Below are 16309 nucleotides of genomic sequence, written 5' to 3' on the forward strand. Positions count from 1 at the left end.
AAGGCGAGGCGTACGATGAGCAAAGAAGTACTGCTGGTTGTTGAGTCGGTATCCAATGAAAAGGGTGTACCGGCAAGCGTGATTTTTGAGGCGCTGGAGCTGGCCCTGGCCACTGCTACCAAAAAGCGTTTTGAAGACGAAGTTGATCTGCGTGTGGAAATCAACCGCCACACCGGTGCCTATGAGACTTTCCGTCGCTGGACGGTTGTCGAAGAAGCCGATCTTGATGATCCGGCCATCGAAACCTGGCCAAGCAAGGTTGCCGAAACGCATCCTGGCGCCAAGGTCGGTGATGTCGTCGAAGAAAAGATCGAGTCGATCGAATTCGGCCGTATTGCTGCACAGACCGCCAAGCAGGTCATCGTGCAGAAGGTTCGCGAAGCTGAGCGCGCTCAAGTCGTTGACGCCTATCGCGAGCGCCTGGGTGAAATCATCTCAGGTACCGTGAAAAAAGTGACTCGCGACAACGTGATCGTTGACTTGGGTAACAACGCCGAAGCGTTGTTGGCCCGCGAAGACATCATCTCTCGCGAAACCTTCCGTGTCGGCGTGCGTCTGCGTGCGTTGCTCAAGGAAATCCGCACCGAGAACCGCGGCCCTCAGTTGATCCTGTCGCGTACTGCGCCGGAAATGCTGATCGAGCTGTTCCGTATCGAAGTGCCGGAAATCGCCGAAGGCCTGATCGAAGTCATGGCTGCGTCCCGCGACCCGGGTTCGCGCGCCAAGATCGCGGTCCGCTCCAAGGACAAACGCATCGACCCGCAGGGCGCTTGCATTGGTATGCGCGGTTCGCGCGTCCAGGCAGTGTCGGGCGAATTGGGCGGTGAGCGTGTGGATATCGTCCTGTGGGACGACAACCCGGCGCAGTTCGTGATCAACGCCATGTCGCCGGCTGAAGTGGCGGCAATTATCGTTGACGAAGATGCCCATGCAATGGACATCGCCGTTGGCGCAGACAATCTGGCTCAGGCCATTGGTCGTGGTGGTCAGAACGTGCGTCTGGCCAGCCAACTGACCGGCTGGACCCTGAACGTGATGACCGAATCGGACATCCAGGCTAAGCAGCAAGCTGAAACCGGTGACATCCTGCGCAACTTCATCGACGAGCTGGAAGTCGACGAAGAACTGGCTCAGGTGCTGGTAGATGAAGGCTTCACCAGCCTGGAAGAGATTGCCTACGTACCGTTGGAAGAAATGCTCAACATCGACGGCTTTGACGAAGACATCGTCAACGAGCTTCGCGCTCGGGCCAAGGATCGTTTGTTGACTAAAGCCATCGCTACTGAGGAAAAGCTGGCAGACGCCCATCCGGCCGAAGACCTGCTCTCGCTTGAGGGTATGGACAAGGATTTGGCGATGGAACTGGCGGTGCGCGGCGTAATTACCCGCGAAGACCTGGCCGAGCAGTCTATTGACGATCTGCTCGACATCGACGGCATTGACGATGATCGTGCCGGCAAGTTGATCATGGCCGCCCGAGCCCATTGGTTCGAGTAATTAGGCGCGGCCTGAGGAGAGAAGTGCATGACGCAAGTCACGGTGAAACAACTGGCCGATGAGGTCAAAACACCGGTAGAGCGCCTGTTGCAGCAGATGCGTGAGGCAGGTCTGCCGCACACCGCCGCCGATGAAGGTGTGAGCGATAGTGAGAAGCAGTCTTTGCTGACTCACTTGAAGAGCAGCCACAAGGCGAAAGTGGAAGAACCGCGCAAGATTACATTGCAGCGCAAAACCACCAGCACCCTGCGTGTTGCTGGTAGCAAGAGCATCAGCGTTGAGGTACGCAAGAAGAAAGTCTTCGTACAGCGCAGCCCGGAAGAAATCGAAGCCGAGCGTAAACGCGAGCTGGAAGAACGTCGTGCAGTAGAAAATGCTGCTCGTCAGAAGGCTGAAGAAGAAGCCAAGCGCCGCGCCGAAGAAGAAGCGCGTCGCCAGCCTGCTGCTGCGCAACCTGCTGCCGCTGATGCAGTTGCCGCACCTAGCGCGCCTGTTGAAGCTGTGCGTGAGACCGCTCCGGTTGCCGCAGCTCCAGCGCCTGCAGCAGAGCGCAAGCGTGAAGAACCTCGTCGTCCGGACAAGCCACGTGCCGACGATAACAATCGTCGCGGTGGTGGCGGCGATGGTGAGCGTAAAAACGCTCCACATCGTGCCTCGGTCAAAGAGAAAGCGCCTGCTCCACGCGTTGCCCCGCGTACTACTGACGAAGAAAGCGATGGCTTCCGTCGTGGTGGCCGCGGCAAGGCCAAGCTGAAAAAACGCAACGCCCACGGTTTCCAGAGCCCAACCGGCCCTGTCGTGCGTGAAGTGAAGATCGGCGAGACCATCACTGTGGGCGATCTCGCCCAGCAGATGTCGGTCAAGGCAGCTGAAATCATCAAGTTCATGTTCAAGCTGGGTACTCCGGCCACCATCAACCAGGTACTGGATCAGGAAACTGCCCAGCTGGTTGCTGAAGAGCTGGGCCATAAAGTGACCCTGGTCAGCGACACCGCTCTGGAAGATTCCCTGGCCGAGTCCCTGAAGTTTGAAGGTGAGGCGGTTTCCCGTGCACCGGTTGTGACCGTAATGGGCCACGTTGACCACGGTAAAACCTCCCTGCTCGACTACATCCGTCGTGCCAAGGTGGCTGCTGGCGAAGCCGGCGGTATTACCCAGCACATCGGCGCGTACCACGTTGAAACCGACCGTGGCATGGTGACGTTCCTCGACACCCCTGGTCACGCTGCGTTTACCGCAATGCGTGCCCGTGGTGCCAAGGCGACCGACATCGTGATCCTGGTGGTTGCTGCGGACGACGGCGTGATGCCACAAACCATCGAGGCTGTTCAGCACGCTCAGGCGGCTGGCGTACCACTGGTGGTTGCCGTGAACAAAATCGACAAGCCGGGCGCTGATCTCGATCGCATCCGTAGCGAACTGTCGGTGCATGGCGTGACTTCGGAGGAGTGGGGTGGTGACACTCCATTCGTACCGGTCTCCGCGAAGATGGGTACCGGCGTTGACGAACTGCTCGAAGCTGTTCTGTTGCAAGCCGAGGTTCTGGAACTGACCGCTACGCCATCGGCCCCAGGCCGTGGTGTTGTAGTTGAATCGCGTCTCGACAAGGGCCGTGGCCCGGTTGCGACCGTTCTGGTTCAAGACGGTACCCTGCGCCAAGGCGACATGGTACTGGTCGGTTCGAACTACGGCCGTGTACGTGCCATGCTCGACGAGAACGGCAAGCCAATCAAGGAAGCTGGCCCGGCTATCCCGGTCGAGATCCTCGGTTTGGACGGTACTCCGGACGCTGGTGACGAGATGAGCGTGGTTGCCGACGAGAAGAAAGCCCGTGAAGTGGCTCTGTTCCGTCAAGGCAAGTTCCGCGAAGTCAAACTGGCCCGTGCTCACGCCGGCAAGCTGGAAAACATCTTCGAGAACATGGGCCAGGAAGAGAAGAAGACGCTTAACATCGTCCTCAAGTCTGACGTACGTGGTTCCCTCGAAGCGTTGAACGGCGCCTTAAACGGCCTGGGTAACGACGAAGTGCAAGTGCGTGTTGTCGGTGGCGGTGTCGGTGGTATCACTGAATCCGACGCCAACCTGGCACTGGCTTCCAACGCTGTACTGTTCGGCTTCAACGTGCGTGCCGATGCCGGCGCTCGCAAGATCGTCGAGCAGGAAGGCCTGGACATGCGTTACTACAACGTCATCTACGACATCATCGAAGACGTCAAGAAAGCCCTCACCGGCATGCTTGGCAGTGACGTCCGGGAGAACATCCTGGGTATCGCCGAAGTGCGTGACGTGTTCCGTTCGCCTAAATTCGGTGCGGTCGCTGGCTGCATGGTTATCGAAGGCACCGTGTACCGTAACCGTCCAATCCGTGTACTGCGTGAAGACATCGTTATCTTCGAAGGCGAGCTGGAATCCCTGCGCCGCTTCAAGGATGACGCTTCCGAAGTACGTGCCGGCATGGAGTGCGGTATCGGCGTCAAGAGCTACAACGACGTCAAGGTTGGCGACAAGATCGAAGTCTTCGAGAAGGTTCAGGTTGCTCGCAGCCTCTAACTCGCGCACTTCAGGAGCCACGCGGCGTGTGAGCATGCAGATGCCCCTAGCCGCGTACGGACTCTAAACGCAACGCCCGGTCTGGCTTTTGTCAGGCCGGGCGTTTGCCGCTTTCAGACCCCACGGGTTTCACCGTGTGGCAGTAACAGGTAACAAGACATGGCAAAAGAATACAGCCGTACCCAGCGTATCGGCGATCAGATGCAGCGCGAGCTGGCCCAGCTGATCCGTCGCGAAGTCAAAGACCCGCGCGTTGGCCTGGTGACCATCACCGCCGTTGAAGTGAGCCGTGACGTGGGTCACGCCAAGATCTTCATCACCGTGATGGGCCAGGACAGTAGCGAAGAAATCGCGCAAAGCATCAAGGTGCTCAACTCGGCCGCAGGTTTCCTGCGCATGCAGTTGGCCCGCGAAATGAAGCTGCGCAGCGTTCCCCAGTTGCACTTCCACTACGACGAAAGCGTCGTGCGTGGTGCGCACCTGTCGGCCTTGATCGAGCGCGCCGTGGCTGAAGACAGCCAACACACGTCCACACCTGAAGACGCCAAGGAGTAATCGGTGGCTCAGGTCAAACGTATCCGTCGTAATGTCAGCGGCATCATTCTGCTCGACAAACCCATTGGCTTTACCTCCAATGCCGCGTTGCAGAAAGTCCGCTGGCTGCTCAATGCCGAGAAGGCCGGGCACACCGGCAGCCTCGATCCCCTGGCCACCGGCGTGCTGCCGTTGTGCTTCGGCGAGGCCACCAAGTTCTCGCAATACTTGCTCGATTCCGACAAGGGTTACGAAACCCTGATGCAGTTGGGCAAGACCACCACCACGGCCGATGCCGAAGGTGACGTCTTGCAGGTTCGCGATGTGACCGTTGGTCGTGCTGATATCGAGGCTGCTTTACCCGCTTTTCGTGGGGAAATCAGTCAGATACCGCCGATGTACTCGGCACTCAAGCGTGATGGGCAACCTCTTTACAAGCTGGCACGTGCGGGCGAAGTAGTGGAGCGTGAACCGCGTTCTGTTACTATTGCGCGCTTGGAATTGCTCGCCTGCGAAGGCGACACCGCTCGTTTGGCGGTGGACTGCAGCAAAGGCACCTATATCCGTACCCTGGTGGAAGATATTGGTGAAAAGCTTGGTTGCGGCGCCTACGTTGCAGAACTGCGACGCACGCAGGCCGGACCTTTCAGCCTGGCGCAGACCGTTACGCTGGAAGAATTGGAAGCCGTACACGCCGAAGGCGGCAATGAAGCGGTTGATCGCTTCCTCATGCCATCGGACAGCGGTTTGCTGGATTGGCCATTGCTGCACTTTTCGGAGCACAGCGCGTTCTACTGGCTCAACGGCCAGCCGGTACGTGCCCCGGACGCTCCGAAGTTCGGTATGGTGCGGGTACAGGATCATAACGGTCGCTTTATCGGTATCGGTGAAGTGAGCGAAGACGGGCGCATCGCGCCACGTCGACTGATTCGGTCAGAATGACCGGACGAGTGTGGCTGTTAACAGGCACGGTCAACACTCATTTTTTGATACAGGGATTTGTCCCTGGCCTGTTGAGATCACCCTTGGGTGGTTTCCTGAAAAAAGGATTGCCTCATGGCTCTCGACGTTCAAGAAAAAGCACAAATCGTAGCTGACTATCAGCAAGCTGTTGGTGACACTGGTTCGCCAGAAGTGCAAGTTGCACTGCTGACCCACAACATCAACAAGCTGCAAGGTCACTTCAAGGCCAACGGTAAAGATCACCACTCCCGTCGTGGTCTGATCCGCATGGTAAACCAGCGCCGTAAGCTGCTGGACTACCTGAAAGGCAAGGATCTGGGTCGTTATCAGACTCTGATCGGTCGCCTGGGTCTGCGTCGCTAATAAGCGATTGCGCTAGAGGTTGGTTGTCTGTCGTGTGTCAGTGGGATTCCCGCTGACCCATGGCAGGCTCCCAGCCTCAAGTTTTATCTGGATACACGTTTTACCCTGGACTAGAGTCGGGCCGATTCCCGGCATTGCCCAAGAATTTCGCAAGAAGACAAGTTCCCCCAAGAGCCACAAAGAAGGTAGGACACCGTGAACCCGGTTATCAAAAAATTCCAGTTCGGTCAGTCGACCGTTACCCTCGAGACAGGCCGTATTGCCCGTCAAGCCTCCGGCGCAGTGCTGGTTACCGTTGACGACGACGTCACCGTATTGGTGACCGTTGTAGGTGCCAAGACCGCTGATCCGAGCAAAGGCTTCTTCCCTTTGTCCGTTCATTACCAGGAAAAAACTTACGCTGCCGGTAAGATTCCTGGCGGTTTCTTCAAGCGTGAAGGCCGTCCTTCCGAGAAAGAAACCCTGACTTCCCGACTGATCGACCGTCCGATCCGTCCGCTGTTCCCAGAAGGCTTCATGAACGAAGTGCAGGTAGTCTGCACCGTCGTTTCCACCAGCAAGAAGACCGATCCGGACATCGCTGCGATGATCGGTACCTCGGCGGCCCTGGCTATTTCCGGCATTCCTTTCGATGGCCCGATCGGCGCTGCCCGCGTTGCATTCCACGAAAGCACCGGCTACCTGCTGAACCCGACTTACGAGCAACTGAAAGCTTCGAGCCTGGACATGGTCGTTGCCGGTACTTCGGAAGCCGTCCTGATGGTTGAATCGGAAGCTAAAGAGCTGACCGAAGATCAGATGCTGGGCGCAGTACTGTTTGCTCACGACGAGTTCCAGGCTGTTATCCAGGCTGTTAAAGAGCTGGCTGCCGAAGCTGCCAAGCCAACCTGGACCTGGGCTGCCGCTCCGGAAGCCACCGAGCTGCTGGGCGCTATCCGTTCCGAATTCGGCGCTGCCATTTCCGATGCCTACACCATCACCGTTAAGGCCGACCGTTACGCTCGCCTGGGCGAACTGAAGGATCAGGTTGTAGCCAAGCTGTCCGGTGAAGAAGGCCAGCCTTCCGCCAGCGACGTCAAAGCTGCATTCGGTGAAATCGAATACCGTACCGTTCGCGAAAACATCGTTAACGGCAAGCCACGTATCGACGGCCGCGACACCCGCACCGTACGTCCGCTGAACATCGAAGTCGGCGTTCTGCCTAAGACCCACGGTTCGGCCCTGTTCACCCGTGGTGAAACTCAGGCTCTGGTAGTCGCGACGCTGGGTACTGCCCGTGACGCACAGCTGCTGGACACCCTGGAAGGCGAGAAAAAAGACCCGTTCATGCTGCACTACAACTTCCCTCCGTTCTCGGTGGGCGAGTGTGGCCGCATGGGTGGTGCTGGTCGTCGCGAAATCGGTCACGGCCGTCTGGCTCGCCGTTCGGTTCAGGCCATGCTGCCTGCCGCCGACGTGTTCCCGTACACCATCCGTGTTGTGTCGGAAATCACTGAATCCAACGGTTCCAGCTCCATGGCTTCCGTTTGCGGTGCCTCCCTGGCATTGATGGACGCCGGTGTGCCGATGAAGGCGCCGGTTGCCGGTATCGCCATGGGCCTGGTTAAAGAAGGCGAGAAGTTCGCCGTCCTGACCGACATCCTGGGTGACGAAGACCACCTGGGCGACATGGACTTCAAAGTAGCCGGTACCGCCAAAGGTGTGACCGCGCTGCAGATGGACATCAAGATCAAAGGCATCACCGAAGAGATCATGGAAATCGCCCTGGGCCAAGCCCTGGAAGCGCGCCTGAATATCCTCGGCCAGATGAACCAGATCATTGGTCAGTCCCGTACCGAACTGTCGGAAAACGCTCCGACCATGATCGCGATGAAAATCGACACCGACAAAATCCGTGATGTCATCGGTAAAGGCGGCGCGACTATTCGTGCGATCTGCGAAGAAACCAAGGCTTCGATCGACATCGAAGACGACGGCTCGATCAAGATCTTCGGCGAAACCAAGGAAGCGGCTGAAGCTGCACGCCAGCGCGTTCTGGGCATCACCGCTGAGGCCGAGATCGGCAAGATCTATGTCGGTAAAGTTGAGCGCATCGTCGATTTCGGCGCATTCGTCAACATCCTCCCGGGCAAAGACGGTCTGGTACACATCTCCATGCTGAGCGATGCTCGCGTTGAGAAAGTGACCGACATTCTGAAAGAAGGCCAGGAAGTGGAAGTGCTGGTATTGGACGTGGACAACCGCGGCCGTATCAAGCTGTCCATCAAGGACGTAGCAGCAGCCAAGGCGTCGGGCGTTTAATCACCCTTAGCTCAGGCTGAAAAAAGGACTCTTCGGAGTCCTTTTTTTATGGGCGATGGAAAAGTAAGCAAAATCAGCCATTTAGCCAAAGAAAAAAACCGCAACTTGCATGCAGGCACGATGAGGTTCATGCAAGTTGCACGATTCCGAAAATGGGCAATTTTTATAAGTTATTGATTTTAAAAGGTTTAGTTCTGATTCTGAGTTGGCACACTGCCTGCAATATCCCTGTTAACGCTGCAGCATCAAGGTCTACACGCTGCAGACTTTTAATAAAACAGGAGTTACTCGTATGAAGAAGTTCGCTCTCGCTACTGCTACCGCTCTGACCCTGGCCATGGGTGCTAACGTAGCCTTTGCTCAGACTTCCCAGGCCCCGATGACTTTGGCAGCTGGTGAAGTGACCAAGGCTAAAGAGTCCACCTCGGATACTTGGATCACCACCAAAGTAAAAGCTGACCTGCTGACCGAGAAAGGCATTCCTGGTTCGGACATCAAGGTTGAAACCAACAAAGGCGTGGTTTCCCTGTCCTCGACAGTCGCTATCTCTGACGCGCAGAAAGAAACTGCAGTAGCAATCACCAAGAAAATCAAAGGCGTAAAAGCGGTTTCCGCTGATGGCCTGCTGGCTGGCGGTGCTGTCAAAGCCGACAATATCGACAAAGCCAAGGAAGGGACTTCGGATACCTGGATCACTACCAAAGTAAAAGCTGACCTGGTTACCGAGAAAGGCATTCCTGGCACCGACATCAAAGTCGAAACCAACAACGGCGTAGTTTCCCTGTCGTCGACTGTAGCGATCACCGAAGCTCAGAAAACCACCGCGGTGAACATTGCCAAGAGAATCAAAGGCGTGAAATCTGTTTCGGCTGCTGGCCTGCACGCAGAGTAACGCACATTTTTTCGTCTGAACTGGACGGCGGCGGCTTAGGGTGAGTCAGCTATCCACCTAATGCACCTCTGGCGTTCATGCGATCGACCACACGGATGTGGTCATTACAGGCCCCGGCACTTGTGCCGGGGCCTGTTTTATTTGGGGGCAGAAATATCTAGAAAGCACACGGAGAAGAAAGGGGAGGCGGCTTGCCCGCTCCCCCATCGGTTGTCCGTCGCGGGTTACTCAGCATCCAGATGCATGGGGGTGATGACACGACCATCTTTCTCAGCCTGCCCCAATTGCGCATCAATGAAGTAAACGCGGTCATCCTCCAGTTTCGCCTTATCCACCAGGTAGTCCTTGATGGCGCCGGCCCGATCCTGACCCAGTTGGCGCAGCAGCACGTCACTGGTGCTCCAGAACTTGATTACACCGTCTTTGAGCTTCGCCGTACGGTCATCACCGCTCAGGTCTTTCCATTCAGCCGGCGGTTGTTGTTTCAAGCGTGTGCGGTAGATGCCTTCCAGCAATGGCGCCTTTTCCTTCTCCGGTACAACCAGCAACGAGGCCTGGGCCGGGACTTTGTCGCCACGGCGTTGCAGCATCTTGTAGTAGTTGTATTGGTATTCACGCTCCAGGCGTTGGGCCGCAAGGAGCGGACCATCGCTGCTGGCTGCCGCCGTGCCTTCGATTTCCAGGCGCAGCGCAGGACGCTCTTTAAGTGCCTTGGCCAACGTGTTCAGGGCGTCTTCTGCGTTTTTACTCAACTCACTGGAACCCGCCGCGAAAGACACACTGCTGAGGTCTTCCGAGCCACCCCCGGTAATCAGCCCACCAATGAATTTGAATGGCGCTGTCGCCGCACGTACCACCAAGTTGCGCAGGGTCTGCCACACAATCGGCATTACGCTGAATTGCGGGTTGTTCAAATCACCGCTCACCGGCAGTTCGATAGAGATTTTGCCGTCGCTGTCTTTGAGCAACGCAATCGCCAGTCGAATCGGCAGGTCCACGGCATCGGCGCTGTCGACTTTCTCACCCAGTTGCAGTTGTTCGACGACCACTTTGTTTTCGGCTTTCAATTGGCCTTTGGTGATCACGTAGTGCAGGTCCAGGTTCAGACGGCCCTTGCGAATGCGGAAGCCGGCGAACTTGCCCGAGTAGGGCGTCAGCGTCGTCAGCTCGACCCGTTTGAAGCTGGTGGCGATATCCAGCGCCGCCATCGGGTCAAATGGATTCACGCTGCCTTTGATGGTCACTGGCGCGTAGCGGTCAACCTTGCCGTTGATATCGACACTGGCCGGTTTGGCTTGGCGACTGTCGATGGTGCCGATCTGCCCGTTCAGCTGTTGAATGGCGGTAGCGAAATTGGGTGTGAGACTGAAGTCGGCAAAGTTGGCCGAGCCATCGTTGATCGCAATTTGTCCGATATGAATGCCCAGTGGCTTCTCGTTGCTCGCCGCCGATTTGGTGGTGGGCTTGGTGCCGCTGCCGGCCGGTTGTGGAATCAGCAAATCGTCGATGTTGGTGGTGCGGTCATCGTTGATCATAAAGCGTGCATAGGGCTGCAGCAGGTTGACCTTGTCGATCGACAGGCTCTGGCCGTGCTGATAGTTCACGCCTTCCAGTACCAGGCGCTGCCACTTGAGGAAGTCTCGGGTCTTGAGGGTGTCCAGCGTATGCAACTGGTCGACTTGTGCGCGACCGGTGACTTGCAACGCCAGTGGTTCGGTGCTTTTGAGGTTCACATCAAGGTTGCTGCCCAGCATGCCGCTGCGCAGTTCCAAGCGAATGAATGGGCTGATATAGGACTGGGCAACCCGCAGGTCTATGTCTTGGGTGTCCACTTTCAGCCTGGCGCTGACGGGGTTGAGGTTGACCTCGCCGGTTGCCTGGATCTTGCCTTGCTTGCCCAGGCCGGAGTCGACCTTCAGGGTGAAGGGGCTCTGGTTGAGGCTGTCGAAGTTCTGCATATCGACATTCAGCGGGCCCAGCTCCAGCGCTACCGCAGGCTTGGCCGCGCGGTCAGCCAAGTGCACCTGGTAATTACGCAACTGCACGTCCTTGAGCAGTACTTGCCAGGGTTTGCTCGGGGCCGCGGCTTCAGCTTTTGGCGAGTCGGCAGTGGCCGGCGCGGTCTTCGGCTCCGGTGCCTTGGCTGGTTTGGCCGGTTGGCCGGCGAACAGTTTCTGCCAGTCCAGTTGCCCATCGGCCTCGCGGGCGGCCCAGGTTTCCAGCTTGTTACTACGGATCTTGCCGACCACCACTTGCTGCTTGGCCAGGTCTACCGTGGTTTCGCTGACGTCCAGGCGTTCCAGGCGTGCCAACGGGCGGCCGTCCGGCGCCTTGATCGCAAAGGGGGCGATGCTGGCGGCGGTATTGGTCAGGTTCAGTTCGGTTTCCTTGGCCAGGCTGAACGTGTAATCGGTGCTGAAGTTGAGCACGCCGTCTTCAAGCACCAGCGGCAAGGCGTCACGTACATAGGGCCACCAGGCTTTCATCTTGCCATCAGTGACTTTCAGTGTGCCCTGGGACGTGATCGGTATCAGGCTGAAATTACCTTTCCAGTCAATCTGCCCGCCTTGAGGACCGGCGGCCACCAAGGTCATGTTGGCGTTGTCTTCGGGCAAAGTGCTGAGGTTTTTCAGCTCGAAGTCGAGTTTGTCGTAGAGGAACTCGATGGGCTCGCTGGGGCGCAGGTCTTGAAAGTGCACATAACCGCGCGCCAACTTGATGCTGTCGATACGCAAAGGGAAGGGTTTGGCGTTTGGGTCGGCCGGGGTTGGTTCGCTCGGCGGCAGTTTGAACAACTGCGCCAGGTTCAGTTGGCCGGACTTGTCGAACAGCAACTCGGTCTTGGGCTTGTCCAGCTGTACATCCGCCAGGTGCAGAGCGCGGGTCCAGAGACTGTCGATCTGCAGGTTGGCGTAAAGACGTTCGAAACCCACCTGTTCCTTGCCGGGTTCACCGATCTGCAGGCCCCATGCCGTGACTTCCAGGCTGAACGGGTTGAGTTCGATGCGCTCGATACGTGCCGGCACCGTGGCGTAGTTGGCCAACTGTTGATTGGCAACCCGAAGGGCGATACCGGGCAAAATCAGGAAGCCGAGCAGGCTGTACAGAGCAAGAGCAGTCAACACGGCGCCGATGGCGCGAATCAATCCTTTGGGCATGGGCGGCGGCATCTATATCGAACGAGAGTGCCTTGGAGTATGGCACGGGATTTCGGTTCCGAAGAACCGGGGGGGGTGGGATAACTCTTACAATTGCAGGATCAAAGTCTTCAGCGGCGGCTGTTGGTCCTGCGAGGGAAAGTCCGCCCCCGGCGTCATGATCTGCCAGTCGCGTACCGGACGCCCGGCTTTTTCGGCGCAACGCAGCACCTGTTCGCGCCAGTCACCCATGCTGACTTTTGCCAGGTTATTGCAGCAGATCAGCACGCCGTTGTCGGCGGTGGACAGCAGCGCAGGCTTGAGCAGGCTTTGATAGTCACGCAACAGGTCGACGGTACCGAAAGCACTCTTGGCCCAGGCCGGAGGGTCGAGTAATACCAGGTCATATTGGCGCTGCTCAAGGCGTGGGTAGCTCGGCAGTTTTTGGCCACGGCGCTGGGTGATCGGCAAACCCGCCAGTTGGCGAATCGCCGGGAAGTAATCGGACTGCACGAACTGCATTGTGGGCAGTTCGGGGTTCAGCAGGCCGTTTTCACGACCGACCGCCAGGTTGCCCTCGGCGAAGTCCAGGTTGCACACCTCGCGCGCGCCCCCGGCGGCTGCGCTCAAGCCTACGCCGCAGGTGTAGGCGAACAGGTTCAGCACGCTCTTGCCGGCGCTGTGCGCCTTGACCCAGCCGCGGGTATTGCGCAAGTCGAGAAACAGCAGCGGGTCCTGCCCGGCGTGGCGCCCGCGTACGCGGTAATTGAGCCCCCACTCATGGCCGACCAGATCTTCCAGCGCTGCAGACTCAGCGCGGTACACCGTGTCTTCGCGGTCGATCCGCGAGTTGCCCCTGGAGCGGTCGTTGTACACCAGCAGCAACTCCAGGCCCATGAACTGGTTGATCAGTTGATGCACGTCCAGCAGGTCAGCTGTTTCCAGGGGCTGGTGAAAACTCTGCACCAATAATTGCGGGCCGTAGCGGTCGATGGTCAGGCCGCCAGCGCCTTCCTGGCTGCCGTGGAACAACCGGTAGCAGTCAGTGCCTTGGGCGTGCAGCTCATTGATCAGGTCTTGGCGTTGATCGAGGGCGGCGCGCAGCGCCTGATTCAGGGAGGACATGGAACGCGCCTTGCGTGCTGGATAAGAGAGGGTAAAGGTGGGCGCGGAGTTTAACAGCTATAGGCGCCAGCCTACATCAGCCCCATCCGCCGATGGGCACGTTGCACAGAACCATTGCGCATCGCCCAACGCAGCAACGGCGCGCTACGCTTGACCCCGGCGCGAATCAGCTGACGTTGCAACGGGGTCTGGTGTTGCTCAAGCAAGGCACTGGCCCAGTCCGGCAGCAGGTCGATCCCGGCTTGCATCATCAGGCTGCCAAAGGGTTTGGCCAGGGTGCTTGGGGCGGGCGCATTGACCAGCAGACGCAGCACTTCGCGGCTGCGCTCGTCGCACAGCAACTGCGGGCGGATGCGTGCCAGGTAATCCGAGACTTCCTGCCGTGAACGTGGCACATGCCTCGCCCCCAGCCGTTCGGCTACCAGGGCGATTTCGCTGTAATAACGATCCTGATCCCGTCCCGATAGGTGCGGGTTGCGATAACGCAGGTGCGCGGCCAGGAAGTTGCTGACCTCAGCCACATGCACCCAGGTCAGCAGTTCTGGGTCGCTGGCCGCATAGGGTCGCCCGTCCGGGGCATGCCCGACCACTTGCAGGTGGATGGTGCGCACTTTTTCGATCAGCCATTCGGCATCCTTACGCGAGCCGAAGGTAGTGCCGGAAATAAACTGCGAGGTCCGACGCAGGCGCCCGAGCATGTCCTGGCGGAAATTCGAGTGGTCCCACACACCGGCCAGCGCCAGTGGGTGCAAGGCTTGCAGCATCAACGCAGTGATGCCGCCGATGAGCATGCTGCAGAAGTCGCCATGCACTTGCCAGCTCACCGAGTCCGGCCCGAACAGGCCGGGATCGCCCTTGGGGTTTTCCAGGTCCAACTGGCCCAGCGACAGGCCGGTCAGGCTCATCAGCTGGGTTTCGATACGGCTGCGGATAAATTCCATGGCGACTCGGGGTTTCCTATCGGTTCAGGCGTTTGTCGATCAGGCCGTCTACAACGCTGGGGTCGGCCAGGGTAGAGGTATCACCGAGGCTGTCCAGTTCGTTGCAGGCGATCTTGCGCAAAATGCGTCGCATGATCTTGCCCGAGCGGGTTTTCGGCAAGGCTGGCGCCCATTGGATCAGTTCCGGCTTGGCAAAGCTGCCGATTTCCTGGCTGACCAGATCCAGCAAGTGTTTCTTCAACGCATCACTGGGCTCGACGCCATTCATTGGCGTGACGAACGCGTAGATACCTTGGCCTTTGAGGTCATGGGGGTAGCCCACCACGGCGGCCTCGGCCACTTGGTCGTGCAGCACCAGAGCGCTTTCCACTTCGGCGGTGCCGATCCGATGGCCGGACACATTGATCACGTCATCGATGCGCCCGGTGATCCAATAGTCGCCATCTTCATCGCGTCGTGCACCGTCACCGGTGAAGTAATAGCCGGGGTAAGGTTTGAAATAGGTATCGATCATGCGCTGCGGGTCGCCGTAGACGCTACGGATCTGCCCTGGCCAACTGGCTTTGATCGCGAGTATGCCACTGCCGGCGCCGCTGAATTCCTTGCCGTGCTCGTCCAGCAGTACGGGCTGTACGCCGAACAATGGCTGGGTCGCACAGCCGGGTTTGACACGCTGGGCGCTGACCAACGGGCTGAGCATGATGCCGCCGGTTTCGGTCTGCCACCAGGTATCCACAATCGGGCAGCGCTGCTCTCCCACCACATTGAAATACCAATCCCAGGCTTCCGGGTTTATCGGTTCGCCGACGCTGCCCAGCAAGCGCAGGCTGGCGCGTGACGTGTTCTCCAACGGGCCGTGGCCCTCACGCATCAGTGCGCGCAGCGCGGTGGGTGCGGTGTAGAAGATATTGACCTGATGTTTGTCGATCACCTGCCAGAAGCGCGAACTGTTGGGATAACTCGGCACACCTTCGAATATCAACGAGGTAGCGCCATTGGCCAGCGGGCCATACACGATGTAACTGTGCCCGGTGACCCAGCCCACGTCGGCGGTGCACCAGAACACTTCGCCATCGCGGTAATCCAGTACGTATTTGAAGGTCATCGCCGCTTGCAACAGGTAACCGCCGGTAGTGTGCAGCACGCCCTTGGGTTTACCGGTGCTGCCGGAGGTGTAGAGAATGAACAGCGGGTCTTCGGCATCCATCGGCTCGGGCGGGCAGTCATCTCTGGCTGCATCCAGGGCTTGCTGGTACGCAAGGTCACGGCCTGCGCTCCAACTCACGGCCGCGCCCGTGCGCTGTACCACCAATACCGTGCTGACGTTCGGGCAACTGGCCAGGGCTTTGTCGACGTTCTTTTTCAATGCAATCGGCTTACCACCACGCACGCCTTCATCGGCGGTAATGACGGTGCGGCAGTCGGCGTCGAGAATGCGGTCGCGCAAGGCATCTGGCGAGAACCCCCCAAACACAACCGAGTGCACGGCGCCGATTCGCGTGCAGGCCAGCATGGCGTAGGCCGCTTCCGGAATCATCGGCATATAGATGCATACCCGGTCGCCTTTCTTCACGCCACGGCTTTTCAGTACGTTGGCCAGGCGGCAGACGTTCTGGTGGAGTTGGCGGTAGGTAATTTTGGAAGAGTGTGAAGGATCATCGCCTTCCCAGATGAAGGCCGGTTGGTCGGCACGTTCGGCCAGGTGGCGGTCGATACAGTTGTAACTGACGTTCAGTTGGCCGCCGGCGAACCATTGGGCGGCACCCGTGCTGATGTCGGCGCTGTGCACGGTATGCCAGGGGGCGATCCAGTCGAGAAAGCCCTTGGCTTGTTCAGCCCAGAAGGCATCGGGTTGCTCGATGGATTGACGATAGAGGCGCTGGTAGTCCTCCTGACTGAGTTGCGCAGCCCGGCGGACGGCATCGGCGTTGGGATACAGGCTGATATCGAACATGAGCGTTCCTTATTCTTGTTTTGCTACAAGTCATAAAGATGCGCCCTGTGGA

The 16309-nt window shown here is 58.4% G+C and carries 11 protein-coding genes; 7 read left to right on the top strand and 4 right to left on the bottom strand.

What is annotated here, in order from left to right:
• The first annotated feature begins 15 nt into the window (after window positions 1–15).
• The 7 genes from nusA (at window position 16) to M5B97_RS25460 (ending at window position 9100) form a co-directional block, all read left to right on the top strand.
• A complete protein-coding gene (gene nusA / locus M5B97_RS25430) occupies window positions 16–1497 on the top strand; it encodes a transcription termination factor NusA (protein WP_096513508.1) in 1482 nt (493 codons plus the stop codon).
• A gap of 27 nt (window positions 1498–1524) precedes the next feature.
• Complete coding sequence (infB, locus tag M5B97_RS25435) at window positions 1525–4047, top strand: translation initiation factor IF-2 (protein ID WP_123715852.1); 2523 nt, start codon at window positions 1525–1527, stop codon at window positions 4045–4047.
• 159 nt (window positions 4048–4206) lie between these two features.
• Window positions 4207–4602: a 30S ribosome-binding factor RbfA gene (gene rbfA, locus M5B97_RS25440; protein WP_123715853.1), complete on the top strand. Its 396-nt coding sequence runs from the start codon at window positions 4207–4209 to the stop codon at window positions 4600–4602.
• 3 nt (window positions 4603–4605) lie between these two features.
• Window positions 4606–5523 carry a tRNA pseudouridine(55) synthase TruB gene (truB, locus tag M5B97_RS25445; protein WP_034117853.1) on the top strand — a complete coding sequence of 306 codons (918 nt, stop codon included), beginning with the start codon at window positions 4606–4608 and terminating at the stop codon, window positions 5521–5523.
• A gap of 114 nt (window positions 5524–5637) precedes the next feature.
• Entirely contained in the window at window positions 5638–5907 is a 270-nt protein-coding gene (gene rpsO / locus M5B97_RS25450) for a 30S ribosomal protein S15 (protein ID WP_003177875.1), read from the top strand.
• 195 nt (window positions 5908–6102) lie between these two features.
• Window positions 6103–8208, top strand: coding sequence for a polyribonucleotide nucleotidyltransferase (gene pnp, locus M5B97_RS25455; protein WP_123715855.1), 2106 nt, complete (start codon window positions 6103–6105; stop codon window positions 8206–8208).
• A 292-nt stretch (window positions 8209–8500) separates the two neighbouring features.
• On the top strand, window positions 8501–9100 hold the full coding sequence (locus M5B97_RS25460) for a BON domain-containing protein (protein ID WP_248733027.1): 600 nt from the start codon (window positions 8501–8503) through the stop codon (window positions 9098–9100).
• Between the two features lie 224 nt (window positions 9101–9324).
• On the opposite strand, the gene M5B97_RS25465 is transcribed toward M5B97_RS25460, so the two are convergent.
• The 4 genes from M5B97_RS25465 to acs all read right to left on the bottom strand — a co-directional run bounded on the left by M5B97_RS25465 (window position 9325) and on the right by acs (window position 16257).
• Entirely contained in the window at window positions 9325–12258 is a 2934-nt protein-coding gene (locus M5B97_RS25465; RefSeq protein ID WP_248733028.1) for a DUF748 domain-containing protein, read from the bottom strand.
• Window positions 12259–12345: 87 nt separating this feature from the next.
• Complete coding sequence (locus M5B97_RS25470) at window positions 12346–13362, bottom strand: class I SAM-dependent methyltransferase (protein ID WP_248733029.1); 1017 nt, start codon at window positions 13360–13362, stop codon at window positions 12346–12348.
• A 71-nt stretch (window positions 13363–13433) separates the two neighbouring features.
• On the bottom strand, window positions 13434–14303 hold the full coding sequence (locus M5B97_RS25475; protein WP_123715859.1) for an oxygenase MpaB family protein: 870 nt from the start codon (window positions 14301–14303) through the stop codon (window positions 13434–13436).
• A gap of 16 nt (window positions 14304–14319) precedes the next feature.
• Complete coding sequence (gene acs / locus M5B97_RS25480) at window positions 14320–16257, bottom strand: acetate--CoA ligase (protein ID WP_123715860.1); 1938 nt, start codon at window positions 16255–16257, stop codon at window positions 14320–14322.
• Window positions 16258–16309 lie beyond the last annotated feature (52 nt).

The organism is Pseudomonas sp. MWU13-2517, from assembly GCF_023242545.1.
Taxonomy (GTDB): domain Bacteria; phylum Pseudomonadota; class Gammaproteobacteria; order Pseudomonadales; family Pseudomonadaceae; genus Aquipseudomonas.